Here is a 24305-nt window from a genome sequence, read left to right as displayed (position 1 = left end):
TCAGTAAATGCTACGTTATCCGTTGATTATCCTGCGACGCTCGCAAAGAATTTTTGATAATCGGTTGCAGCGAGGACGTTTTCCAGATTCGCCACCAGCTCGCGCAGCCCCTGTTCATCCTCGGTTGTAAAGCGACTGAAGACCGTACTGTCGATATCCAGAACGCCAATAATCTGATTTTTTACCACCAGCGGCAGAACGATCTCTGAATTGCTGGCAGCATCACAGGCGATATGCCCGTCAAACGCATGAACATCTTCCACGCGCTGAACCTGATTCTCGGCCACCGCGGTACCGCATACGCCGCGCCCTACCGGAATACGCACGCAGGCCAGTTTGCCCTGAAACGGACCCAGCACCAGCGTTTCACCTTCCAGGAGATAAAAGCCAGCCCAGTTCACATCGGATAGCCGTTCGAACAGCAATGCGCTAGTATTTGCCAGAGTGGCTAAGAAGCTGGTTTCACCTGCCATCAATGCCTTAAAATCGCGGTTCAGATCCGCGTAGAATTCTGTTTTGTTCATTATTCAATCACTTAGTTGTCTTACAAAATTACCGCATAGCCTATTAAAATAAGCAATAAATGCGCTCATGCTCAAGATGAATCCGTTCATGAGTTAATATAACGTTCAACAATACTTATTTGCGCGCAGCTGATGGCCTTAAAAACAACCAAAATTACGCCGACAAAAAAGATAACTGTCCATACGGTAAGCGACGCTTTGCCTCGTGCACATTATCAGCGTTGCCCCCAGTGCGATACGCTTTTTATGTTGCCGAAGATGAAATCGCACCAAAGCGCCTTTTGTCCCCGCTGCGACGCTAAAATTCGTGACGGCCGCGACTGGTCGTTAACCCGCCTTGCCGCTATGGCCGTTACCATGCTGCTGCTGATGCCTTTCGCCTGGACCGAACCGCTTCTGAAGCTTTACCTGCTTGGTGTGCGCATTGACGCTAACGTGCTGCAGGGTATCTGGCAGATGACGAGCCAGGGCGATCCTCTCACCGCCGCCATGGTACTGTTCTGCGTTGTCGGCGCGCCGCTGGTGCTGGTTGCAGCCATTGCCTACCTGTGGTTTGGTAACATCCTGGGAATGAACCTGCGTCCGGTATTGCTGATGCTGGAAAAGCTTAAAGAGTGGGTCATGCTGGATATCTATCTGGTGGGCGTGGGCGTGGCATCAATCAAGGTGCAGGACTATGCCTTTCTGCAGCCGGGCGTCGGGCTTTTTGCCTTTATCTGCCTGGTATTGCTCAGCATCCTGACACTGATCCACCTGAACGTTGAGCAGCTTTGGGAGCGTTTTTACCCGCAGCGCCCTGCCACCCGCCCGGATGAAAACCTCCGCGTCTGTCTGGGATGCCATTACACCGGGTTGCCCGACAAGCGTGGACGCTGCCCGCGCTGCCACATACCGTTGAGGTTACGACGCAACAACAGCCTGCAAAAATGCTGGGCGGCGCTGATTGCCTCACTGGTGTTTCTGTTCCCGGCCAATATGCTGCCGATATCCATTATTTACGTGAACGGTGGCCGTCAGGAGGATACTATCCTCTCCGGTATTATCTCCCTTGCGCACAGTAACGTTGGGGTGGCGGCCATCGTCTTTATTGCCAGTATCCTGGTTCCCTTTACCAAAGTGGTGGTGATGTTTACCCTGCTCGTCAGCATTCACTTTAAGTGTGAACAAGGTTTACGTACCCGTATTCTGCTTCTGCGATTCGTCACCTGGATTGGCCGCTGGTCAATGCTGGATCTGTTTGTGATTTCGCTGATGATGTCGCTGATCAATCGCGACCAGCTTCTTGCTTTTACTATGGGACCCGCGGCTTTTTATTTCGGCTCTGCGGTGATATTGACTATTCTTGCTGTGGAATGGCTGGATAGCCGCTTACTTTGGGATGCACATGAGTCAGGAAACCCCCGCTTCGCCGACTGAAGCGAGAATTAAAACTAAACGCCGCATTTCGCCATTCTGGTTGCTGCCTGTCATCGCCCTGATGATTGCAGGCTGGCTTATCTGGACGAGCTATGAAGATCGCGGCAGTACCGTCACCATTGATTTTCAGACCGCCGACGGCATCGTCGCCGGACGAACCCCCGTTCGTTTTCAGGGGGTCGAAGTCGGTACGGTTCAGGACATCTCCCTTGGAAAAGGGCTTAACAAGATTCAGGTGCGGGTCAGTATAAAATCTGACATGCAGGATGCTCTTCGCAGCGAAACGCAGTTCTGGCTGGTGACGCCGAAAGCCTCCCTGGCCGGCGTGTCCGGGCTGGATGCGCTGGTTGGCGGCAACTACATCGGCATGATGCCGGGCAAGGGTGAACCGCAGGATCACTTTGTCGCGCTGGATACGCAGCCGAAATACCGCCTCAATAACGGCGATCTGATGATCCATCTTCAGGCACCGGATTTGGGCTCGCTGAACAGCGGCTCGCTGGTCTACTTCCGCAAGATTCCGGTTGGCCGCGTGTACGATTACAGCATCAACCCGAATAAACAGGGCGTCACCATTGATGTGCTGATCGAGCGTCGCTTCACCAATCTGGTGAAAAAAGGCAGCCGCTTCTGGAACGTGTCCGGCGTCGATGCCGACCTCAGTCTGAGCGGTGCAAAAGTGAAGCTTGAGAGTCTGGCCGCCCTGGTTAACGGTGCCATTGCCTTTGACTCCCCGGAAAACTCAAGCCCTGCCACGGCCGATGACACGTTCGGTTTATACCCGGATCTGGCGCACAGCCAGCGTGGCGTGATCGTTAAGCTCGTTCTGCCTGATGCCAAAGGGCTGAAAGCGGGGTCAACGCCGCTGATGTACCAGGGGCTGCAGGTCGGCCAGCTCACCAAAATGACGCTCAACCCTGGCGGCTCGGTCACGGGCGAAATGACGGTCGATCCGAGCGTGGTCGATCTCCTGCGCGAGAAAACGCGCATCGAGATGCGCAGCCCTAAACTCTCTCTGAACGATGCCAGCCTCAGCACGCTGCTGACCGGAAATACCTTTGAACTGATCCCCGGTGAAGGTCAGCCCAGCAATAGCTTCGTCATTGCCCCGGCGGATAAAGCGCTGCTGCAAAAACCGGGCGTCGTGACGGTTACGCTCAATGCGCCTGAAAGTTACGGCATTGAGGCCGGTCAGCCGCTGATTCTGCACGGCGTACAGGTGGGTCAGGTGCTGGAGCGAACGCTCTCCGAAAATGGCGTGAGCTTCTCGGTAGCTATCGATCCGCAATACAGCAACCTCGTCCATGGCGACAGTAAGTTCGTGGTGAACAGCCGCGTCGACGTGAAGGTGGGTCTGGACGGCGTGGAGTTCCTCGGCGCCAGCGCCAGCGAATGGGTTAACGGCGGTATTCGCATTTTGCCGGGCAATAAAGGCGCCGTTCGAGACAGCTACCCGCTGTACGCCAACCTGGACAAAGCGATTGAAAACAGCCTGAGCGATATGCCAACCACGACCCTGACCTTAAGCGCCGAGACGCTGCCTGACGTTCAGGCGGGCTCCGTGGTGCTCTACCGCAAGTTTGAGGTTGGGGAGGTGATCGCCGTTCGCCCGCGTGCGGACGCGTTTGATATCGAACTGCATATCAAGCCCGAGTACCGCAAGCTGCTGACCCCAAACAGCGTCTTCTGGGCCGAGGGCGGCGCGAAGGTGCAGCTTAACGGCAACGGCCTGACCGTGCAGGCCTCCCCGCTCTCGCGCGCGCTGCGCGGGGCGATCAGCTTCGATAACCTCAGCGGCGCGGGCGCGAACCTGCGTAAAGGCGATAAGCGCATTCTCTTCCCATCCGAAACCGCCGCGCGTGCCGTGGGTGGGCAGATTACCCTGCATGCGTTCGATGCCGGCAAGCTGGCGGAGGGCATGCCAATTCGCTACCTGGGCATTGATATCGGGCAGATCCAGAAGCTGACGCTCATCACCTCGCGCAACGAGGTGCAGGCCACCGCCGTGCTTTATCCGGAATATGTGCAGACCTTCGCCCGCTCGGGTTCCCGCTTCTCGGTGGTAACCCCGCAGATTTCGGCCGCGGGCGTTGAGCATCTCGACACCATTCTGCAGCCTTACATCAACGTCGAACCCGGTCAGGGCAAAGCCCGTCGTGATTTCGAGCTGCAGGAAGCTACCATTACCGACTCGCGCTACCTTGGCGGCCTGAGCATTGTGGTGGAAGTGCCGGAAGCGGGCTCGCTTGGCATCGGTACGCCGGTGCTGTTCCGCGGCATTGAGGTGGGTACGGTAACGGGCCTCACGCTCGGCACGCTCTCCGACCGCGTGATGGTGGCGCTACGCATCAGCGAGCGTTACCAGCATCTGGTGCGTAATAACTCGGTGTTCTGGCTGGCATCCGGCTATTCGCTGGACTTCGGCCTGACGGGTGGCGTGGTGAAAACCGGTACCTTCAACCAGTTCATCCGCGGCGGTATTGCGTTTGCCACCCCGCCGGGAACGCCGCTGGCGCCGAAAGCGCAGCCGGGTAAACACTTCCTGCTGCTGGAAAGCGAACCGAAAGAGTGGCGCGAATGGGGAACGGCCCTGCCGCGTTAATCTGACAGGCTCCGGTGTCAACGCACCGGAGCCTTTATGTTACACTGCGCACCTGAACTTTTCCCTGTGGTGTGCTCGTGGCTCAAAACTCCGTATTTCTTCCCGATCAATTCCTGGCGCAGATGCGCGAGGCGCTTCCCTCTCATCTGTCGCTGGACGATTTTATCGCCGCCTGCCAGCGTCCGTTACGCCGGAGCATCCGCGTTAATACGCTGAAAATCAGCGTCGAGGATTTTCTGGCCCTGGTTTCTCCGTACGGCTGGCAGCTTACGCCGGTTCCGTGGTGTGAAGAGGGATTCTGGATCGACCGCGATGACGAAGACGCGGTGCCGCTGGGAAGTACCGCAGAACATCTGAGCGGTCTGTTTTATATTCAGGAAGCGAGCTCGATGCTACCGGTTGCCGCCCTGTTCGCCGACGGCAATGCGCCTGAACGCGTGATGGATGTCGCCGCCGCCCCCGGCTCGAAAACCACGCAGATTGCCGCGCGCATGGGCAACCGCGGAGCAATCCTCGCCAACGAATTTTCCGCCAGCCGCGTGAAGGTGTTGCATGCCAATATCAGCCGCTGCGGTATTCATAATGTCGCTCTTACGCACTTCGACGGTCGCGTCTTTGGCGCCGCCCTGCCGGAAATGTTTGATGCCATCCTGCTGGACGCCCCCTGCTCCGGTGAAGGGGTAGTGCGTAAAGATCCCGATGCGTTAAAGAACTGGTCCGTGGAGAGCAATCTTGAGATCGCCGCCACGCAGCGCGAGCTGATCGACAGCGCGTTCCACGCCCTGCGCCCCGGCGGCACGCTGGTCTATTCAACGTGCACCTTAAACCGGGATGAAAACGAAGACGTCTGCCTGTGGCTGAAAGCGCAATACCCGGATGCCGTCGAGTTCATGCCGCTTAACGATCTGTTTTCCTCGGCACAGGAGGCGGTCACGCCGGAAGGTTTCCTCCACGTGTTCCCGCAGATTTACGACTGCGAAGGCTTCTTTGTGGCGCGCCTGCGTAAAACGCAGGCGGTTGCTCCCCTGCCCGCCCCCAAATTCAAGGTCGGCAACTTCCCGTTTGCCCCCCTCAAAGGGCGCGATGCAGCACAGCTTGTCGCCGCCGCCGAAAAGGTTGGTCTGGTCTGGGATGAGAGCCTGCAACTCTGGGTGCGTGATAAAGAGGTATGGTTGTTCCCGGCAGAGATCGCTCCGCTCATCGGAAAGGTCCGTTTTTCCCGAATCGGGATCCGCCTGGCGGAAGTGCATAATAAAGGCTATCGCTGGCAGCACGAGGCGGTCATCGCGCTTGCCGGTCATGAGAATACGTTCGCCCTGACGCACCAGGAAGCCGAAGAGTGGTACCGTGGCCGCGATGTTTATCCTGACAGCTCGCCTTCCGCAGATGAAGTGGTGGTGACCTATCAGGGATTCCCGCTGGGGCTGGCCAAAAAGGTCGGTTCAAGGCTTAAAAACAGCTATCCACGCGAACTGGTCCGGGATGGCCGACTGTTTACCGGTAACGATCGCACCGCCTGAAAAAAGCGCATTTTTTTACTGGCGATTTTGCTCTCCTTGTCTACGATCAAAAATGGATGCCCATACTGGTCATACCAGATTTTGACAACCGACCCGGAGAGCACTATGACGAAAACCAGCGTGCGTATTGGCGCTTTTGAGATCGACGACGCAGAGCTGCGCGGCGAAGCACAAGGCGATCGAACGTTAAGTATTCCCTGCAAATCCGACCCGGATTTGTGCATGCAGCTCGATGCATGGGATGCAGACACCAGCGTCCCGGCAATACTTGATGGCGAACATTCTGTCCTTTACCGTGAGCATTACGATAGTAAAACCGATGCCTGGGTCATGCGTCTTGCCTGACCTAAAGAGAACCCGCCCGAAGGCGGGTTATTTATTACTGCAGCTGCGCGAGCGTAAAGTAACCGTCAAATACGGCCCCCGTATCAATGTAGTGCAGATTGCCAAAATCATACCTTCTGTCGACGGGCGTATGGCCGAACCAGAAGTGATCCGCCCCGCTAATTCCCTGCCCTTTGCCCACCATAAACCCCATCAGGCGGTCGCGATCCCATAACACGCGCTGGGCGCTTACCGGTTTTTCCCAGCGGTATTCCTCCGCCGGATAATCAGCATGAGCAATAACGTTCAACCCGTTTGCGCAGGTAATTTCGATAATATGCGGTAACGCACGGCATGCGTTAAGTAACGAGCGCGCCCGCTGCTGCTCTTCATGCTCAAGCCGCGAAAACCACATTCCGCCATTCATTGTCCAGAGCGCAAAATCATTATTATCCAGGCTATCTATTGCCATTTGCTCATGATTGCCCCGCACTGCTCGAAACCATTTCTCATTGATGAGCTGCAATGATTTCACGCTGTCCGGACCACGATCGATCAGATCGCCAACGGAAATAAGTAAATCCTCATAAGGATTGAAATGACGGCGTTTCAGTTCCTCCATGAGCCTCTGGTAACAGCCGTGTATGTCGCTGACAACCCATACGTGACGCCACTCTCCACCTTCTATTCGCTGATACATAAGGCCTCCCTTTAACAGTATAGCCGCCGTCAAAAGCGCAAGAAGATCAGCGCAGCCCTTACAAAGTAAAACAAACAGTAAACCAAAGAGAAATAAAGATCCGCGCGCTCTTAATCCCTTTTTACTGGCTCCTTAGAATAAGGGGAGATAAAAACGAGAGGTCTTCACGTGTCTAATACACAGCTACATAACGATGTTTTCTATCCGCATCGCACGAATATTATTTCCGAGCTGGTGAACGGCAAACGCGTCCCGGGGCCAATCTGGCGGAAACGCGACTACCGACTGAAGTTCCTTTTACGTTCCCTGCTCTTTTGGTCTTCCACCCACCGTATGCTGGAAGCCCTCTCTGGCCGTGACGATTTCGACAAACTGCTGACATCGCAAATTACGTTGCCCAGCAAGACCCATCGGCAGTACCTGATGCGCGGCTTAACGGCAAACGATCGCGCCGACGCTATCGTTAACCATTACTACTGGATCGATCGCCTGAAGGAGAGCCGTCTTGCCCAGGCTATGACCGGCGCGCAGGAACAACCTATTGCGCAGTTCCACGTCAAAGACGGCGTGACCTACACGGTTAATGCGTCCTCAGCTGGCAAAGCCGAGCGTGAAGGTGAGAGTACGCTCTGGCTGCGCGACAACGAGGATACGCTTCTGGCCAGCCTGACCTTTAGCGTCGCCCGCAGCAATGGCCAGCCCGTTATGGTCATTGGCGGTCTTCAGGGCCCCCGTCGCTGCGTGTCACGAGATGCCATTAAACTGGCAACTCGCGCCTGCCATGGCCTGTTTCCCAAGCGCGTGCTGATGGAGGTACTTTTCCAGCTGGCAGCGCAGTCATCTGTTCGGGCCATTTTTGCCGTCAGCGATGAGGGACACGTTTTCCGCGCGCTGCGCTATCGCCTCAGCAAAGGCCGTCATTTCCACGCCAGCTATGACGAATTCTGGGATTCTTTGGGTGGAAAAAAACTTTCCGCCTTCTGCTGGCAGCTGCCGCTGCAGATGGAGCGCAAATCCCTCGACGAGATAGCCAGTAAAAAACGCGCTGAATACCGTCGTCGCTTTGAACTGCTTGATGAAATTGAGGCGTCCGTTAAGTCCCATTTCTAATCGCGACAAGCGTTTTCGCTCTCAGCACAGAGAATGCACTCGGTTTGAGAAAGGAATGATCAAGCAGAGCACTCTTGCATATGCCAGGGGTGCTCAGTTAGCATTGCGCGAAATGAAAATAGCGAATGCGTTGGAAAAGCGCAGTGTAGACGCAAATTTAAGGACTTTAATGATGATTTACGACTGCTTCTTGTATTACGATGAAGATATGCTTCTTGATATCAGGCTGAATACGCTAGCAGGCGTTGTCGATCGCTTCGTTATTGTTGAGTCAACGCATACCTTTACCGGCAAAAAGCGGCAGCTTCACTTTGACATAAATAAATACGGTCCTTTTAAAGATAAAATTATTTATGTTGTGCATGATGAAACACCTCTCATGAAAGCCTCTGACGGCGGCGATCAGCATCAGGACGGTCTGGTGGTGGATGCATGGGCGAATGAAGCCGCGCAGAGAAATGCCATCATGCAGGGCCTCAAAAGTGCTAAAGATGATGATTTGATTTTAATTTCCGATGTGGACGAGATTTTTTCACCACAGGTTATCGGCTCTATCAACGCGAATAAACTCTGCACAACGCTTTATCAAAACTTTTATAATTATCAGTTCAATCTGCAGGTTTTTAATACAGATAATACCCCAAGAAAATGTAAACTGCCGAGAGCCACAAAATATAAAAACCTCGTTCACTTTTTTGGCGGCGAACCTGAGTCGTTCAGAAATCTTAAACGCACCAGAAGCGTCAAAAACTGGTCATGGCTTAAATGGAACTGGTTCAAACTTAACAATCGCATCATTGAAAATAGTGGCTGGCATTTCTCATGGGTTATGACCCCTGAACGCATCTCTGAAAAAATGTCCACCATCTCCCACACGGAATACGATCTGCCTGAATTCAACAACCCGGAACATATCATGAAGGTGATAAAAAACGCCGAAGATATCTGGGGACGAGACAGGAAGTTAATCAGGCAAGAGCTGTCGGCAGACAGTTTCCCCGAGTATATCGTTATCAACAAAGATAAATTCAGGGAATTCATTATTTAACTATCAGGCCGGGCCTTTACTTCACCGACGAAGATTCCACAGCGATCGCCAGGCCACAATTTTTTAACAAAGATGCCAAAAAACCCTGGACGTACGCGGTCCTGAGTATGTTATGGTTTAGTCAGGATAGGGTACTGTCCAGCCATTCTCGGGGTTTTCGGTCCATAACCGAAGAAACCTTTGAGAAACAAATAGATAAAAAGAGACCGAATACGATTCCTGTATTCGGTCCAGGGAAATGGCTCTTGGGAGAGAGCCGTGCGCTAAAAGTTGGCATTAATGCAGGCTAAGTCGCCTTGCCTTTTAAGAATAGATGACGACGCCAGGTTTTCCAGTCCACAGCAAAAGTGGCCTGAAAAAAAGCGTCAGAGCATCATTAAAAGTGAAAAACCGCAGTGCTTTGGCGAGCATCTGCGGTTTTTTATTGGAAACCTGAACGTCAGCAGAGCTTGTCAGCGCGCTCGATAAACGGTGCCAGGCTCATCTTCTGCCCCGGGTTGGCCGGGTCATCAATCTGAATCACGCTGACTGGCTGACCGCTGCTCTTGCCGCTGGCGACCTGCTGCTCAGCGGTATCGTTGAGCGGGTACTGGACCAGCGTGCTCGGGTTGATCGCATACAGCGCATGGCCCGGACGGCAGGTCAGCATCACCTCTTCGCGATTAAAGGCCCATTTGTCTTTGCCCACTTCAAAGCGGCTTACGGTGATTACCTGCGGTGCCGCCAGAGCGCTTCCCGCGCAGGCCAGCAATAAGAGAGAAAGTACTGTCTTTTTCATTTAATAGTTAACCTTGTCAGAAGGGTTCCCAGGTAGCAAACAGACTGACCGTTGCCAGAACCAGCGCGCCCAGCACCACCTCTGCCTGTGTCATCCTGATAAACATCTGTTGTGCGCGCCCGGAATCCGGACGGAACCGTGGCACCAGAAAATACCGATTTGCCAGCGCAATTGCCACCATCAACGCCACGAGAGCACATTTGAACAACAAAAACTGCACGTAGCCAGCCTGCCAGGGAATATGGATGCCCAGAATCAACAGCGCATTCACTACGCCGGTAAGCAGCACGCCTGCGACGGCATAATGCCCCACGCGCGAGAAACGCATCATGGTATAGATGGCCGCGTTCTGCCAGCGTCCTTTCGCCAGACGCATGCAAAACAGCAGCGGCAGCAATCCACCTACCCAGGTTGCGGCACACAGCAGGTGAACAGCATGATTGAGTCGCTGTATCGCCCCCATCGGGCCGTCGCTCATCGCCGCGTGCCCTACCCCTGCCAGCAGGATAAGCTGGCCCATGGCGAGCAGCAGCAGGCGCGAGCCTTTCAGCGGCGCGAGCCACGCGACGACAACGGTGATGGCAGCGAGGATAATTTGCCACAACCAGACGCCACCAAACCGCGTTCCCAGCACGCTGTACCAGATTTGCGGGTTAAACACATCGCCCCAGCCGTTGCCCATTAAGCCGCCCTGAAGCATAAACATCAGGATCGCAGCGGCCAGGTTGACGATGGACGCCACTCTCTGCTGGAGCTGGAAACGCCGGGCCATCAGGCGGTGCAGCCCGGAAGGCGCAAACCAGACGCTGTAAAGCGCGTTGCCAAAAACGAGTATTAGCGCCGCAAAATGGATAAAGCGCAATCCTACGTATAACAGTCCCAGCATGCTATTTCACGCTGAAGCGATAGCTGCCTTTGGTTTTATGGCCGTCGACGGAAACCACGTGCCAGTCCACCCGGTAAGCCCCCGGCGCCAGCGTCTGTTCCAGCGGAACGGTCAGCTGTGCTTTGTTCTTTTCGTCTCGCGTGGCGGTACCGGTTTTGATCACCTGCTTTTGCGCATCCGTCACCACGACGCCGCTAAATCCGGGCTCGATACCTTCGGAGAAATTCAGCGTCAGCACCTGCGGTGACGCCACCTGGCTGTCCGCTGCCGGGCTCTGCTGCTCAAGATGCGCATGCGCCAGCACGGAGGGTGAGATTACCGTTGAGGCCAAAAAAACCAGTGCGCATACCGCGCGGGAAGCGGATAAACCCATCACAATCATTCCTTTTTGTTATGTCTGTATGGTAAAGAATAACGCTGTATAATAAACGAGTCGAGGATCATCCCGCTCTGCTTGTCATCGTCGCGCAATCGCGGTAACGTTGCCGCCGCAAAATAAGGAGAAGGTAATGAAGATCAATCTGGCCGCCCTTCCTCAGGACGAGATGAATAAAGTGAATGTCGATCTCGCTGCCGCTGGCGTCGCCTTTAAAGAGCGTTACAACATGCCCGTCGTGGCTGAAGTGGTGGAGCGAGAACAGCCCGCCCATCTTCGTGACTGGTTTCGCGAAAGGTTAATTGCCCACCGTCTCGCCTCGGTCAACCTCTCCCGCTTGCCGTACGAGCCGAAAGTTAAATAAGCTTAACGACTCGTTACACTTCCTTACGCGGAATCTGGCAGGATAAGAAAACCCTGATTAAATTAGGTGTACTCTTTAATCCCTGCGACTCTGTGTATAAGGAAGTCACGATGTCACATTGGAATATTGCGGCAGCCCAGTATGGCGGGCAGCATCACAGCGTAGATGACCATATTGCGCACCATCTCCACTTTATTGCCGAAGCAGCACAGCATCAGTGCGATTTGCTGGTTTTCCCGGAACTCTCATTAACCGGCCCGGGCGCGACTGCATTACCGCTCCCGCCCGAAGACGATCGACTACAGCCATTGCTTGACGCCGCGCATTTTTACCGCATTACCCTCATTGCAGGGCTTCCCGTTGAACGAAACGGTCAGCGCCAGAAAGGCCTTGCGCTGTTTATCCCCTCTCGCGATCGTATTCTGCGTTACCCTCAGGGGAGCGGCGCCAGCCTGGTGCCGGGTGATAAACAACTCACGATTATCGATGGGCAAAGCGATTCACCGAATCTTGATCCGCAGGCAACACTCTTCACCAGTTGCCAGTCGGTGAGGGATTACCGCTGGCGACAGTCCATCAATACCCTGCAGCGCTTTGCGCACAGGTATGCCATCGCGGTGTTAATGGCAAATGCCGGCGCGGGCAGCGCGTTATGGGATGAAAAAGGCCAGCTGATCGTTCGGGCAGATAAGGGGGAGCTCCTGTTGACCGGCACGCGCAACGGACAGGGTTGGCAAGGCGATATCATTCCTTTAGGCTAAGCGTTTTAAGCTCAGGAGATTTTCATGCTGCGCGTCATTGATACCGAAACTTGCGATCTTCAGGGCGGAATTGTGGAAGTGGCCTCGGTGGACGTGGTTGATGGAAAAATCGTCAACCCGATGAGCCATCTGGTGCGTCCCGATCGTCCTATTAGCCCACAGGCCATGGCTATCCATCGCATTACAGAATCAATGGTGGCGGATAAACCCTGGATAGAAGACGTTATCCCGCACTACTACGGCAGCCCATGGTACGTTGCCCACAACGCCAGCTTTGACCGTCGGGTGCTCCCCGAAATGCCCGGGGAGTGGATTTGTACCATGAAGCTGGCGCGTCGCCTCTGGCCAGGGATCAAGTACAGCAATATGGCGCTGTATAAATCCCGCAAGCTCAGCGTCAGAACCCCTGAAGGGCTGCACCATCACCGCGCCCTGTATGACTGCTATATCACCGCTGCGCTACTCATAGATATTATGAACACATCGGGCTGGACGCCGGATGATATGGCAACGATCACCGGACGCCCTGCGCTGCTGACGACGTTCACCTTCGGCAAATACCGCGGGAGAGCGGTATCGGATATTGCAGATAAAGATCCGGGCTATCTGCGCTGGCTGTATAACAACCTCGACAAAATGAGCCCGGAGCTGCGCTTAACCCTGAAACACTATCTGGGCGAAGCTTAACGCTGCACACGGCCTGGCAACGTATCCTGCGCCAGGCCTATCAAGAAGGCATACTCCAGGGCCACCCCTTCGTAGGATTTGAATCGACCCGATTTCCCCCCGTGCCCGGAGTCCATATCGGTGCAGAGCAGCAGCAGGTTGTCATCGGTTTTCAGCTCCCGCAGCTTTGCTACCCATTTTGCCGGTTCCCAGTATTGCACCTGTGAATCGTGCAAACCGGTCGTCACCAGCATGTGCGGGTACGCTTTCGCTTCTACGTTGTCATACGGGCTGTACTCTTTCATATAGCGATAATAGGTTTCATCCTGCGGGTTGCCCCACTCCTCAAACTCCCCGGTCGTCAAAGGGATGGACTCATCGAGCATGGTGGTAACCACATCGACAAACGGGACCTGCGCAACAATGCCCTTAAAGCGATCGGGCCGCTGATTGATGACCGCCCCCATCAGCATCCCCCCCGCGCTGCCGCCCATGCCGAAGCAAAGCTGAGGATCGCCATAGCCTTGCTCAATCAGCGCATCGCAGACGTCGAGATAGTCGTTGAAGGTATTTTTCTTTTTCAGGAATTTCCCGTCTTCATACCAGTGCTGCCCCAGCTCGCCGCCGCCGCGAATATGGGCAATGGCGAAAACAAAGCCGCGGTCGAGCAGGCTTAATCTGCTGCTGCTGAAGTCGGCATCCATGCTGGAGCCATAGGAGCCGTAGCCGTAGACCAGGATCGGATTTTTACCCTTCTGGAAATGCGCCTTGTGATAAACGAGCGAAACCGGCACCTCCACGCCATCGCGCGCGGTGACCCACAGGTGTTCGCTGCGGTAATTGTCGGAATCAAAGCCCTTCACTTCGGTTTGCTTAAGTACCTGGCGCTGTCCGGTATCCATATCCAGCTCAAAGAGCGTATCCGGCGTAGTCATCGACGAGTAGCCGTAGCGCAGCCGGGACGATTCAGGTTCCGGATTAAAGCCGATCCACGTGACGTAGGCCGGATCGTCGAACGCAATCCCTATCACCTCACGCGTTTTACGGTTGATCTGCCGGATACTGGTCAGCCCCCGCTGGCGCTCCTCCACCACCAGCCAGTCGGTAAACAGCGTGAACCCTTCCAGCATCACCTGATCCCGCGCGGGAATGAGCACCTCCCACTTGCGCTCGTCGCGCACCTTGGTTTTGTACAGACCAAAGTTCTTGCCTTCACGATTCGAACGCAGATAAAAGCTGTGCTGGAAGTGATCCAGGCTGTACTCGTGATCCTTGCGGCGCGGCAGGAAACAGAGCGGCTGGGCGTCAGGCAGTTCGGCATCCAGGAGCAGCACTTCCGAGGTGGTGGCGCTGGCGAGGAAGATAATCACATAGTGGCGCGAGGAGGTTTTATGCAGGCTGACATAAAACGTTTCGTCTTTCTCTTCATAGACCAGCTCGTCATCTGCTGAGTCCGTGCCTACGGTATGGCGCCACACCTGATAAGGCAGCAGCGTGGAGGCGTGCTTTTTAACGTAGTAGACCGTCTCGGAATCGTTCGCCCAGACAAAATCCGGGGAGACGTTCTCCAGCATTTCCGGATACCAGTTGCCGGTTTCCAGATTGCGAAAACGCAGGCCGTACTGGCGCCGGGAGAGATAATCCTCCGCCAGCGCCATGATAGTGTTGTCCGGGGAGATGGACATACCGCCCAGGGTATAAAACTCGCTGTGGGCGGCGCGCTGGTTCGCATCCAGCAGAATGTCCCATTCATCCCACTCGGCGCTTAATACCGACTGTCGTTGATAGATGGGATACTCGTTGCCCGGCTCATAGATATGGCGATAGCGATAGCCGTTTTTGGTCCAGGGCGCGGAGATGTCGCGCTGGGGAATACGCTGCACCATTTCGTTCAGCAGCTGGTCCTGCAGCGCCTGCTGGCTGGCCATGACCCTGCGGCCATAGTCGTTTTCCTCGTGCAGGTAGTCGAGCACCTCTGGCCGGGAACGCGAATCGTCCCGCAGCCAGTAGTAGTTGTCTATGCGCGTATCGCCATGCGTGACGATCGCATAAGGAGTACGTCGGGCTTTCGGTGGCATGTCATCATTCTTTTAAGTTTTACACCCTATAAGGTTGGCAAAACCCGCGCATGATGCAAGCGAAACATGACCACGGGGGCGCGAGTTAGCCCTGTAGCGCCTGTTTTTGTTCCCCGATATCTTTTTCTATCCCCTCGCGCACGTCCTGAGGGATCTTCAGCGCGTCGCCGAGGGCGTTAAGGTAGCTACGCTCCATAAAGTGATCGATATCTATGGCGGCACAGCTGAGAAAATAGAGTTCCAGCGCCTCTTCCTCATTTTTCACGCTCAGTGCCAGACGCTGCGGATCGAGCGGCTGTTCAATGGCCTGCGCCACCAGCGTTCTGCCCTGTTCTTCAACACCCGCCTCGCGCAGCTGCTGTTCGATAGCCGCTCTTTCATTATCATCAATATGCCCGTCGCTTTTGGCGGCAAACACCAGCGCCAGGATGAGCCGCTCCGTGCGCAGATCCAGCGGAGAAGTATGCTCCCCATAGTGAGGTTCATCGCGGTGCGCCGCTCGCACCCTGTCCTTATATTTGTTCCACAGCACGGTGCCGGCGATAGCGCCGCCCCCGGCCAGCAGCGCGCCGGTACCGTACTTCGCCAGCAGCTTGCGTGAGGATTTATTGGCAACCAGCAGCCCTGCCAGCCCACCGAGCGCCCCCGGTACCAGAAGTTTGCTCAGCCCCTGCTCGCCGGAACCAGACGTTTTCTGCCCTAACATGGATTGCAGTTGATTTAACCAGCCTGACATGGTTTCCCTCGCTTAACGGTTAACATGTTCTCCAGCGTAAGCGAGCAGGCGTCAGGAAATGTCCATCAAGCCTAAAGAAGCGCAAATTTCTGGTCTGCCCTTTTGCCGTGCGCAAGACAGACGCAAACGTTTTCGTTTATACTGCGCGCATCTTTTTCAGGGGGAATGTTATGACTCGTTTAGGAACCGCGCTGCGACCTGCGGCGACGCGCGTAATGCTGTTGGGATCGGGCGAACTGGGTAAAGAAGTCGCCATTGAGTGTCAGCGTTTAGGGGTGGAGGTGATTGCCGTAGACCGCTACGCCGACGCGCCCGCCATGCACGTCGCCCATCGTTCTTATGTGATCAACATGCTGGACGGTGATGCCCTGCGTACGCTCATTGCACGGGAGAAACCGGATTTTGTCGTGCCGGAAATTGAAGCTATCGCAACCGATACGCTGATCGCCCTTGAGCAGGAAGGCCAGCGCGTGGTGCCCTGCGCCAAAGCGGCAAAGCTGACCATGAACCGTGAAGGCATTCGCCGCCTGGCGGCGGAGGAGCTGGGGCTGCCTACTTCAAGCTACCGTTTTGCGGGTGACAAAGCCGCATTCCTGCAGGCCGTTGAAGAGATTGGCTACCCGTGCATCATTAAGCCGGTGATGAGCTCTTCCGGAAAAGGTCAGAGCTTTATTCGCGACAGCAGCGCGCTGGACAGCGCGTGGGATTATGCGCAACAGGGTGGCCGTGCCGGTGCCGGTCGCGTGATCGTCGAAGGCGTGGTGAAGTTTGATTTCGAAATCACTCTGCTCACCGTCAGTGCCGTGGACGGCGTCCATTTCTGCGACCCGATTGGCCACCGCCAGGAAGATGGCGATTATCGTGAATCCTGGCAGCCGCAGCAGATGAGCGACCTGGCGCTGGAGCGTGCCCGGGAGATTGCCCGTAAGACCGTTCTGGCCCTGGGCGGTTATGGCCTGTTCGGCGTGGAGCTGTTCGTCTGCGGAGACGAAGTGATCTTCAGCGAAGTCTCCCCTCGCCCGCACGACACCGGTATGGTCACGCTCATTTCGCAGGATCTATCGGAGTTCGCCCTGCACGTGCGCGCCTTCCTCGGCCTGCCGGTTGGCGGCATCCGCCAGTACTGCCCGGCGGCGTCTGCGGTGATCCTTCCGCAGTTGACCAGCCAGAATGTGACGTTTGATAACGTCGAAAGCGCGGTGGGCGCAGGCCTGCAGGTCCGTCTGTTCGGCAAGCCGGAGATCGACGGTACGCGTCGTCTGGGCGTGGCGTTAGCCACCGGGGATAACGTTGGCGAGGCCGTAGCAAGAGCAAAAGCAGCGGCTGCGAACGTTCAGGTAGCAGGATAAAAAAAACGGGCCGAAAGGCCCGTTTTTCATGCTGCATATGGCTTACTGCTTCGCGCCTTCAACCGCTTCACGAGCCAGTTTCGTGATGCGATCCCAGTCGCCTGCTTCCAGCGCATCCGCCGGAACCAGCCATGAGCCGCCGATGCACAACACGCTTTTCAGCGCCAGGTAGTCGCGGTAGTTAGCCGGGGAGATACCGCCCGTCGGGCAGAAGCGTACCTGAGAGAAGGGACCCGCAATTGCCTGCAGCGCTTTGGTGCCGCCGTTCGCTTCCGCCGGGAAGAATTTGAACTCTTTCAGACCGTAGTCCATGCCCAGCATCAGTTCAGAAACGGTGCTGATGCCCGGGATCAAGGGAATAGTGCCTTCGGTCGCGGCCTTCAGCAGCGGCTCGGTCAGGCCCGGGCTGATGGCAAACTGTGCGCCGGCTTCGGTCACTTCCGCCAGCTGCTGCGCGTTGAGAACGGTACCCGCACCGATGATGGCGTCCGGCACTTCTTTAGCGATGGCGCGGATGGCATCCATCGCGCAGGCGGTACGCAGGGTCACTTCCAGAACGCGAACGCCGCCCGCAACCAGCGCTTTCGCCATTGGCACAGCGTGCTCCAGCTTGTTTACCACGATAACCGGCACGACAGGGCCAGTGGTCAGGATTGCTTCTGCACTTGTTTTCCAGTTTTTCATCAGAGTTCTCTCTCGCCAGATCGTTAAAATCAAGTCGTCTTAAAACGTAATACAGGTTGCGCCCTGCTCCGCACCGGAGAGCTTCTCACGCAGCGCGCTGAACATTTCGCGTCCGGTCCCCACGCGCGATGCGCTCAGGTCAGGAATATGAGGCTGACGTGCCGCCAGCTCCGCGTCATCCACCAGCAGGGTTAACTCGCCAGTCTGGCCGTTCACGCGGATCATGTCGCCGTCGCGCACTTTCGCCAGCAAGCCGCCGTCGTAGGCTTCAGGCGTGACGTGGATGGCGGAAGGCACTTTGCCGGATGCGCCTGACAGGCGGCCATCGGTCACTAACGCAATTTTGAAACGGCGGTCCAATAATACACCAAGTGGTGGCATAAGTTTATGTAATTCTGGCATGCCGTTCGCTTTTGGCCCCTGATGACGCACGACCACCACGCAGTCTTTATCCAGCAGACCGGCGTCAAAGGCAGGCAACACGTCGTGCTGGCTTTCAAACACTACCGCCGGGGCCTCGATAACCTGGTTCTCTTCCGGCACGGCAGAGGTTTTCATCACCGCGCGGCCAAGGTTGCCGCTCAGCACTTTGGTACCGCCGTGGTGGGAGAACGGTTTGTCGATAGTGGCAATCACCTGCGGATCAAGAGACGCGGTTGCCCCGTCGCGCCAGTCCAGCTCACCGTTGTTCAGCCACGGCTCCTGGGTGTAGCGCTGCAGACCAAATCCGGCTACGGTGTTCACGTCTTCATGCAGCAGACCGCCTTTCAGCAGCTCGCGCATCAGCAGCGGCACGCCGCCCGCAGCCTGGAAGTGGTTGATGTCCGCCGGACCGTTCGGGTACAGACGCGCCATCAGCGGTACCACGGAAGAGATGTCGGAGAAATCATCCCAGTTAATCAGGATACCCGCCGCGCGCGCCATGGCCACCAGGTGCATGGTGTGGTTAGTTGAACCGCCGGTTGCCAGCAGGGCGACGATACCGTTGACGATCACTTTTTCGTCGACCATTTTGCCCATCGGCATCCATTCATTGCCGTTTCCTGTCAGGCGCGTCACCTGACGGGCCGCGGCCTCGGTCAGCGCCTGGCGCAGCGGCGCGTCCGGCTGGATGAAGGACGAGCCCGGAAGCTGCATCCCCATAAACTCCACCACCATCTGGTTGGTGTTGGCCGTGCCGTAGAACGTACAGGTGCCCGGCGCATGGTAGGACGCGGCTTCGGCTTCCAGCAGCGCCTGACGATCGGCTTTGCCTTCCGCATACAACTGGCGGATACGCACTTTTTCTTTATTCGGCAGACCGCTGGCCATCGGGCCGGACGGCACGAAAATCGCAGGCAGATGACCAAACGACAGCGCTGCCATCACCAGGCCCGGGACGATTTTGTCGCACACGCCGAGATACAGCGCACCATCAAACATGTTGTGTGACAGGCCCACCGCGGCAGACATCGCAATCACTTCGCGGCTCAGCAGCGACAGCTCCATACCATCCTGCCCCTGCGTCACGCCGTCGCACATGGCCGGGACGCCCCCCGCCACCTGCCCCACCGCGTTCACGCTGTGCAGCGCTTTACGAATGATGTTGGGATAGACCTCATACGGCTGGTGCGCGGAGAGCATATCGTTATAAGACGTGATAATAGCGATATTGTTACGCAACATGCTTTTCAGGGAGGCTTTGTCATCAGGCTGGCAGGCGGCGAAGCCGTGGGCCAGGTTACCGCAGGCCAGCTGGGAGCGGTGAACGGTGTTGCTTTTCGCCTGTTCAATGCGGGCGAGGTAGGCCGAACGGGTCTCTTTCGAGCGCTCGATAATGCGCTGTGTTACGCGTAACAATACAGGATTCATAAAAGCTCCTTTAATTTATCTGTCCGGGCTCGGGAGTTTACAAAATCGCTGGCGGTTGTTAACAACGCTGAAACGCTTGCTGTCCGGAGCTCAGGGGCAAAATCACTTCCGGCAGTGTAATAAAAAAAGCCCCGCGGGTGAATCCACGCGGAGCTTAAAAGTATAAAAATTGTGCCACTAGCTGTGTTAGATCATGTTACCGGTAAAATAACACTTTCGGGCTAGCGGAATATCCTACTCAAACTCGTTCCAGGAGCGGCCATCGCGGGTGATCATCGCCACCGACGCCACAGGCCCCCAGGTACCCGCCTGATACGGTTTTGGCGCATCCTGATCGGCAGCCCAGGCTTCGGTGATGGAATCAACCCATTTCCACGCCTCTTCCACTTCGTCGCGACGCACGAACAGCGCCTGGATACCGCGCATGGTTTCCAGCAGCAGACGCTCGTAAGCATCCGCAAGGTGCGTCTGGTTGAAGGTTTCGGAGTAGCTCAGATCCAGCTTGGTGGTCTGCAGGTTGTGCTTATGATCCAGGCCCGGCACTTTGTTGAGGATCTGGATATCCACCCCTTCGTCCGGCTGCAGACGGATGGTCAGCTTGTTCTGCGGCAGCTCCTGCCAGGACTCTTTGAACAGGTTCAGTTCCGGGTTCTTAAAGTAGACAACCACTTCGGAACACTTCGTCGGCAGACGCTTACCAGTGCGCAGGTAGAACGGAACCCCCGCCCAGCGCCAGTCGTCGATATCCACGCGGATGGCCACGAACGTCTCGGTATTGCTGGACTTGTTCGCGCCCTCTTCTTCCAGGTAGCCTGGCACTTTTTTACCTTGCGCAAACCCGGCAGTGTACTGGCCGCGAACGGTTTTCTCGCGCACGTTGGAACGGTCGATGCGGCGCAGCGACTTCAGCACTTTCACTTTGGCATCGCGGATGCTGTCAGCCGTCAGGTCAGACGGTGGAGACATGGCAATCATGCACAGAATTTGCAGCAGGTGGTTCTGGATCATGTCGCGCATCTGGCCGGCCTGGTCAAAGTAACCCCAGCGACCTTCAATCCCCACCTCTTCCGCCACGGTAATTTCCACGTGGTCAATGGTACGGTTGTCCCAGTTGTTCACAAACAGGGAGTTAGCGAAACGCAGCGCCAGCAGGTTCAGTACCGTCTCTTTACCGAGATAGTGGTCGATACGGTAGACCTGGCACTCTTCAAAGAACTCGCCCACCTGGTCGTTGATTTCACGGGAGGTAGCCAGCGACGTCCCCAGCGGCTTTTCCATCACCACGCGCGCCGGCTTGGCGTTCAGTTTGGCTTCGCCCAAACCTTTGCAGATGGCACCAAAGGTGCTTGGCGGCATGGCGAAATAGTTAATGGTGACACGGTTTTTCTGATCCAGCATGGCACCCAGGCGGGAAAACGCGCTGACGTCATTAACGTCCAGGTTGCAGAAATCGAGACGACCGCTGAGGGTATCCCACAAACTTTCATCAATTTTTTCCTTCATGAAAGTTTCGAGCGCCTCGCGGACAACTTTGGTATAAGCGTCCTTGTCCCAGTCGGCGCGCCCAACACCCAGGATACGCGTATCCGGATGAATTTGGCCCGCTTTCTCCAGTTGATACAGGGAAGGCAGCAATTTTCGGCGTGCAAGATCGCCTTTCGCGCCGAAAATGACCAGGTCACATGCCTGGGCTGTTTGCGTTACCGCCATGTCATTCTCCTCAGTTGGATCACCTGGTGCTTCTGCCAGGTATCGTTGTAATTTTATTACAATGCACTGTACTGCTTTTACGTCATTCCCGAAACCATTAGCGCTTATCGTCTCGTGCGATACGGCGATTTTTCGCCATTCAGCCGATTATGGCGACGTAATGACGCAACAGCCGTCGATAATTTGCGCAACAGGGTCATAGCAAAACCCGACATCGATCAAGTAATGAAAAAAAACAACAACATTATCTTGTCGACTGTTACCCTTTAGGGAAGCCACAGGGGTAATATCGGCTAATCGAATCAAGATTTCATCAATGAGTGAAATCGTTTCCACCCCCATGAGCGCCTTGTTAACAATGAACATGCTTGAAAAAATCCAGTATCAACTGGAACACCTTAGCAAATCCGAGCGAAAAGTGGCTGAAGTCATTCTGGCCGCGCCCGCTCAGGCGATTCATTCAAGCATCGCCGCTCTGGCTCAGGAAGCGGGCGTCAGTGAACCGACGGTCAACCGCTTCTGCCGCAGCCTGGAAACGCGCGGCTTTCCTGATTTTAAACTGCATCTGGCACAAAGTCTGGCAAACGGCACCCCCTATGTTAATCGTAATGTGGATGAAGACGACAGCGTAGATGCCTATACGGCAAAAATATTTGAGTCGGCCATGGCCACGCTCGATCACGTTCGTCAAAGTCTGGATATGAGTTCAGTAAACCGCGCGGTGGATTTACTCACCCAGGCCAAACGCATTGCATTCTTCGGTCTTGGCTCGTCAGCCGCCGTGGCGCACGACGCCATGAATAAATTCTTCCGCTTTAACGTGCCGGTTATTTATTCCGATGACATTGTGCTGCAACGCATGAGCTGTATGAATTGCAGTGAGGATGACGTCGTGGTACTGATTTCGCACACTGGCCGCACCAAAAGCCAGGTTGAGCTGGCGCAGCTGGCCCGTGAAAACGATGCCATGGTAATCGCCCTCACCACCGCCGGCACGCCGCTGGCGCGGGAGGCGACTCTCGCCATTACCCTGGACGTGCCTGAGGATACCGACATGTATATGCCAATGGTGTCCCGTCTGGCGCAACTCACGGTAATCGACGTGCTGGCGACCGGATTTACCTTACGCCGGGGCGCAAAATTCCGAGATAACTTGAAGCGAGTCAAGGAAGCGCTGAAGGAATCGCGTTTTGATAAAGAATTGCTTATAAAGAGCGATGTTCCCTGAAAGTAGATAACGAAGACGTAACCCATAATTAGATGTAACGATTTTCGGCATTCGGCCCCCTCTTTGCTGCCTTGCGGTAGATGAAGGCCGATTCAATGTTCACGCAACACCAAAGTTGTTTCAGTCAACGGAGTATTACATGTCCAGAAGGCTTCGCAGAACCAAGATCGTCACCACCTTAGGCCCGGCCACCGATCGCGATAATAACCTCGAAAAGATTATCGCCGCTGGCGCCAACGTGGTACGTATGAACTTCTCTCACGGTACGCCAGAAGACCATAAATTGCGTGCCGATAAAGTGCGTGAGATCGCCGCTAAGCTGGGCCGCCACGTCGCTATCCTCGGCGACCTGCAGGGTCCAAAAATTCGTGTATCAACCTTTAAAGAAGGTAAAGTTTTCCTCAATATCGGCGACAAATTCCTGCTGGATGCCAACCTCGGCAAAGGCGAAGGCGATAAAGAGAAAGTCGGGATCGACTATAAAGGCCTGCCGGCTGATGTGGTACCTGGCGATATCCTGCTGCTCGACGACGGTCGCGTCCAGCTGAAGGTGCTGGAAGTTCAGGGGATGAAAGTGTTCACTGAAGTCACCGTCGGCGGCCCGCTCTCCAACAATAAAGGCATCAACAAACTGGGCGGCGGCCTCTCTGCGGAAGCCCTGACCGACAAAGACAAAGCGGATATCGTAACGGCGGCCCAGATCGGCGTTGACTACCTGGCGGTCTCCTTCCCACGCTGTGGCGAAGATCTGAACTATGCGCGCCGTCTGGCCCGTGACGCAGGCTGTGATGCCAAAATCGTCGCTAAGGTTGAACGCGCGGAAGCCGTGTGCGATCAGGATGCGATGGACGATGTGATCCTCGCCTCTGACGTGGTGATGGTTGCCCGTGGCGATCTGGGCGTGGAAATCGGCGACCCTGAACTGGTCGGTATCCAGAAAGCGCTGATTCGTCGCGCACGTCAGCTGAACCGCGCGGTGATCACCGCCACCCAGATGATGGAATCCATGATCACTAACCCAATGCCAACCCGTGCGGAAGTCATGGACGTCGCTAACGCCGTGCTGGACGGTACCGATGCAGTGATGCTGTCAGCGGAAACCGCGGCGGGCCAGTATCCGGCAGAAACCGTGGCCGCAATGGCGCGCGTCTGCCTGGGCGCGGAGAAGATCCCAAGCATTAACGTCTCCAAGCACCGCCTGGATATCCAGTTCGACAATGTGGAAGAAGCGATTGCGATGTCCGCCATGTATGCGGCCAACCATCTGAAAGGCGTTACGGCGATCATCACCATGACCGAATCTGGCCGCACCGCGCTGATGACTTCTCGCATCAGCTCCGGCCTGCCGATTTTCGCCATGTCACGCCACGAGCGTACGCTGAACCTGACGGCGCTGTACCGCGGTGTTACCCCGGTACACTTCGACAGCACCAATGACGGCGTAGCCGCGGCGCACGATGCCGTAAACCTGCTGCGCGATAAAGGTTACCTGGTGTCTGGTGATATCGTCATCGTGACGCAGGGTGACGTGATGAGCACCATCGGCTCAACCAATACCACGCGCGTACTGACTGTAGAGTAAGATCCGATCCCC

At 55.8% G+C, this 24305-nt stretch carries 22 protein-coding genes; 12 read left to right on the top strand and 10 right to left on the bottom strand.

Annotated features, from left to right (window positions below):
• Positions 1–26: 26 nt before the first annotated feature.
• Complete coding sequence (locus ACMWL8_RS00665; protein WP_008500476.1) at positions 27–524, bottom strand: GAF domain-containing protein; 498 nt, start codon at positions 522–524, stop codon at positions 27–29.
• 132 nt (positions 525–656) lie between these two features.
• Here ACMWL8_RS00665 and yebS point away from each other — a divergent pair, with 132 nt between their 5' ends.
• The 4 genes from yebS (at position 657) to ACMWL8_RS00645 (ending at position 6407) form a co-directional block, all read left to right on the top strand.
• Positions 657–1940, top strand: a complete 1284-nt coding sequence (yebS, locus tag ACMWL8_RS00660) for a membrane integrity lipid transport subunit YebS (RefSeq protein ID WP_041909475.1) — start codon at positions 657–659, stop codon at positions 1938–1940.
• Positions 1909–4542 carry a PqiB family protein gene (locus ACMWL8_RS00655; protein ID WP_045260305.1) on the top strand — a complete coding sequence of 878 codons (2634 nt, stop codon included), beginning with the start codon at positions 1909–1911 and terminating at the stop codon, positions 4540–4542. Before yebS ends, ACMWL8_RS00655 begins: the two co-directional genes overlap by 32 nt.
• Before the next feature lie 71 nt (positions 4543–4613).
• Positions 4614–6062: a 16S rRNA (cytosine(1407)-C(5))-methyltransferase RsmF gene (gene rsmF / locus ACMWL8_RS00650; RefSeq protein WP_200891418.1), complete on the top strand. Its 1449-nt coding sequence runs from the start codon at positions 4614–4616 to the stop codon at positions 6060–6062.
• Between the two features lie 105 nt (positions 6063–6167).
• Positions 6168–6407 (top strand): YebV family protein, encoded by a 240-nt coding sequence (locus ACMWL8_RS00645; RefSeq protein WP_008500472.1) that lies wholly within the window; start codon positions 6168–6170, stop codon positions 6405–6407.
• 34 nt (positions 6408–6441) lie between these two features.
• On the opposite strand, the gene pphA is transcribed toward ACMWL8_RS00645, so the two are convergent.
• Entirely contained in the window at positions 6442–7086 is a 645-nt protein-coding gene (gene pphA / locus ACMWL8_RS00640) for a protein-serine/threonine phosphatase (RefSeq protein ID WP_045260307.1), read from the bottom strand.
• Between the two features lie 168 nt (positions 7087–7254).
• On the opposite strand from pphA, the gene ACMWL8_RS00635 reads away from it, so the two are divergent.
• Positions 7255–8196, top strand: a complete 942-nt coding sequence (locus tag ACMWL8_RS00635; protein WP_045260308.1) for a VirK/YbjX family protein — start codon at positions 7255–7257, stop codon at positions 8194–8196.
• A gap of 172 nt (positions 8197–8368) precedes the next feature.
• A complete protein-coding gene (locus ACMWL8_RS00630; RefSeq protein WP_045260309.1) occupies positions 8369–9244 on the top strand; it encodes a benzoate transporter in 876 nt (291 codons plus the stop codon).
• Between the two features lie 439 nt (positions 9245–9683).
• Here the strand turns inward: ACMWL8_RS00630 and ACMWL8_RS00625 are convergent, their stop codons facing one another.
• The 3 genes from ACMWL8_RS00625 to yobA are packed head-to-tail and all read right to left on the bottom strand — an operon-like array spanning position 9684 to position 11281.
• Positions 9684–10022 carry a YebY family protein gene (locus ACMWL8_RS00625; RefSeq protein WP_028013604.1) on the bottom strand — a complete coding sequence of 113 codons (339 nt, stop codon included), beginning with the start codon at positions 10020–10022 and terminating at the stop codon, positions 9684–9686.
• A 16-nt stretch (positions 10023–10038) separates the two neighbouring features.
• Complete coding sequence (gene copD / locus ACMWL8_RS00620) at positions 10039–10908, bottom strand: copper homeostasis membrane protein CopD (protein ID WP_045260310.1); 870 nt, start codon at positions 10906–10908, stop codon at positions 10039–10041.
• A 1-nt stretch (position 10909) separates the two neighbouring features.
• Entirely contained in the window at positions 10910–11281 is a 372-nt protein-coding gene (yobA, locus tag ACMWL8_RS00615) for a CopC domain-containing protein YobA (RefSeq protein WP_045260311.1), read from the bottom strand.
• A gap of 136 nt (positions 11282–11417) precedes the next feature.
• Here yobA and ACMWL8_RS00610 point away from each other — a divergent pair, with 136 nt between their 5' ends.
• The 3 genes from ACMWL8_RS00610 to exoX all read left to right on the top strand — a co-directional run bounded on the left by ACMWL8_RS00610 (position 11418) and on the right by exoX (position 13096).
• Positions 11418–11648 carry a DNA polymerase III subunit theta gene (locus ACMWL8_RS00610; protein WP_414751536.1) on the top strand — a complete coding sequence of 77 codons (231 nt, stop codon included), beginning with the start codon at positions 11418–11420 and terminating at the stop codon, positions 11646–11648.
• Between the two features lie 110 nt (positions 11649–11758).
• Positions 11759–12409 carry a nitrilase-related carbon-nitrogen hydrolase gene (locus tag ACMWL8_RS00605; RefSeq protein WP_045260312.1) on the top strand — a complete coding sequence of 217 codons (651 nt, stop codon included), beginning with the start codon at positions 11759–11761 and terminating at the stop codon, positions 12407–12409.
• 24 nt (positions 12410–12433) lie between these two features.
• Entirely contained in the window at positions 12434–13096 is a 663-nt protein-coding gene (gene exoX / locus ACMWL8_RS00600; protein WP_025756911.1) for an exodeoxyribonuclease X, read from the top strand.
• Here the strand turns inward: exoX and ptrB are convergent.
• Both ptrB and ACMWL8_RS00590 read right to left on the bottom strand, forming a co-directional pair.
• The gene (ptrB, locus tag ACMWL8_RS00595; protein WP_045260313.1) at positions 13093–15153 is read right to left on the bottom strand and encodes an oligopeptidase B; all 2061 of its coding nucleotides are present in this window, start codon (positions 15151–15153) and stop codon (positions 13093–13095) included. The genes exoX and ptrB overlap by 4 nt on opposite strands.
• A gap of 85 nt (positions 15154–15238) precedes the next feature.
• Positions 15239–15889: a tellurite resistance TerB family protein gene (locus tag ACMWL8_RS00590; RefSeq protein WP_045260314.1), complete on the bottom strand. Its 651-nt coding sequence runs from the start codon at positions 15887–15889 to the stop codon at positions 15239–15241.
• A 170-nt stretch (positions 15890–16059) separates the two neighbouring features.
• On the opposite strand from ACMWL8_RS00590, the gene purT reads away from it, so the two are divergent.
• Positions 16060–17238: a formate-dependent phosphoribosylglycinamide formyltransferase gene (gene purT, locus ACMWL8_RS00585; protein ID WP_241277018.1), complete on the top strand. Its 1179-nt coding sequence runs from the start codon at positions 16060–16062 to the stop codon at positions 17236–17238.
• A gap of 42 nt (positions 17239–17280) precedes the next feature.
• Here purT and kdgA read toward each other — a convergent pair whose 3' ends face one another.
• The 3 genes from kdgA to zwf all read right to left on the bottom strand — a co-directional run bounded on the left by kdgA (position 17281) and on the right by zwf (position 21483).
• On the bottom strand, positions 17281–17922 hold the full coding sequence (gene kdgA / locus ACMWL8_RS00580; RefSeq protein WP_014884307.1) for a bifunctional 4-hydroxy-2-oxoglutarate aldolase/2-dehydro-3-deoxy-phosphogluconate aldolase: 642 nt from the start codon (positions 17920–17922) through the stop codon (positions 17281–17283).
• A 39-nt stretch (positions 17923–17961) separates the two neighbouring features.
• Positions 17962–19773, bottom strand: coding sequence for a phosphogluconate dehydratase (edd, locus tag ACMWL8_RS00575; protein WP_041909456.1), 1812 nt, complete (start codon positions 19771–19773; stop codon positions 17962–17964).
• A gap of 234 nt (positions 19774–20007) precedes the next feature.
• Entirely contained in the window at positions 20008–21483 is a 1476-nt protein-coding gene (zwf, locus tag ACMWL8_RS00570; protein WP_028013613.1) for a glucose-6-phosphate dehydrogenase, read from the bottom strand.
• A gap of 358 nt (positions 21484–21841) precedes the next feature.
• On the opposite strand from zwf, the gene ACMWL8_RS00565 reads away from it, so the two are divergent.
• Both ACMWL8_RS00565 and pyk read left to right on the top strand, forming a co-directional pair.
• Positions 21842–22711 (top strand): MurR/RpiR family transcriptional regulator, encoded by an 870-nt coding sequence (locus ACMWL8_RS00565; protein ID WP_028013615.1) that lies wholly within the window; start codon positions 21842–21844, stop codon positions 22709–22711.
• Positions 22712–22850: 139 nt separating this feature from the next.
• Positions 22851–24293, top strand: coding sequence for a pyruvate kinase (pyk, locus tag ACMWL8_RS00560; protein WP_028013616.1), 1443 nt, complete (start codon positions 22851–22853; stop codon positions 24291–24293).
• The last annotated feature ends 12 nt before the right edge of the window (positions 24294–24305 follow it).

The sequence above is a fragment of the Enterobacter sp. 04-C-12-SI-ECC genome (assembly GCF_047530715.1).
In the GTDB taxonomy this organism is placed as follows: Bacteria; Pseudomonadota; Gammaproteobacteria; order Enterobacterales; family Enterobacteriaceae; genus Enterobacter; species Enterobacter bugandensis.
Note: the sequence above shows the minus strand (reverse complement) of the source record. Positions and strands in the feature narration are given on the sequence as shown.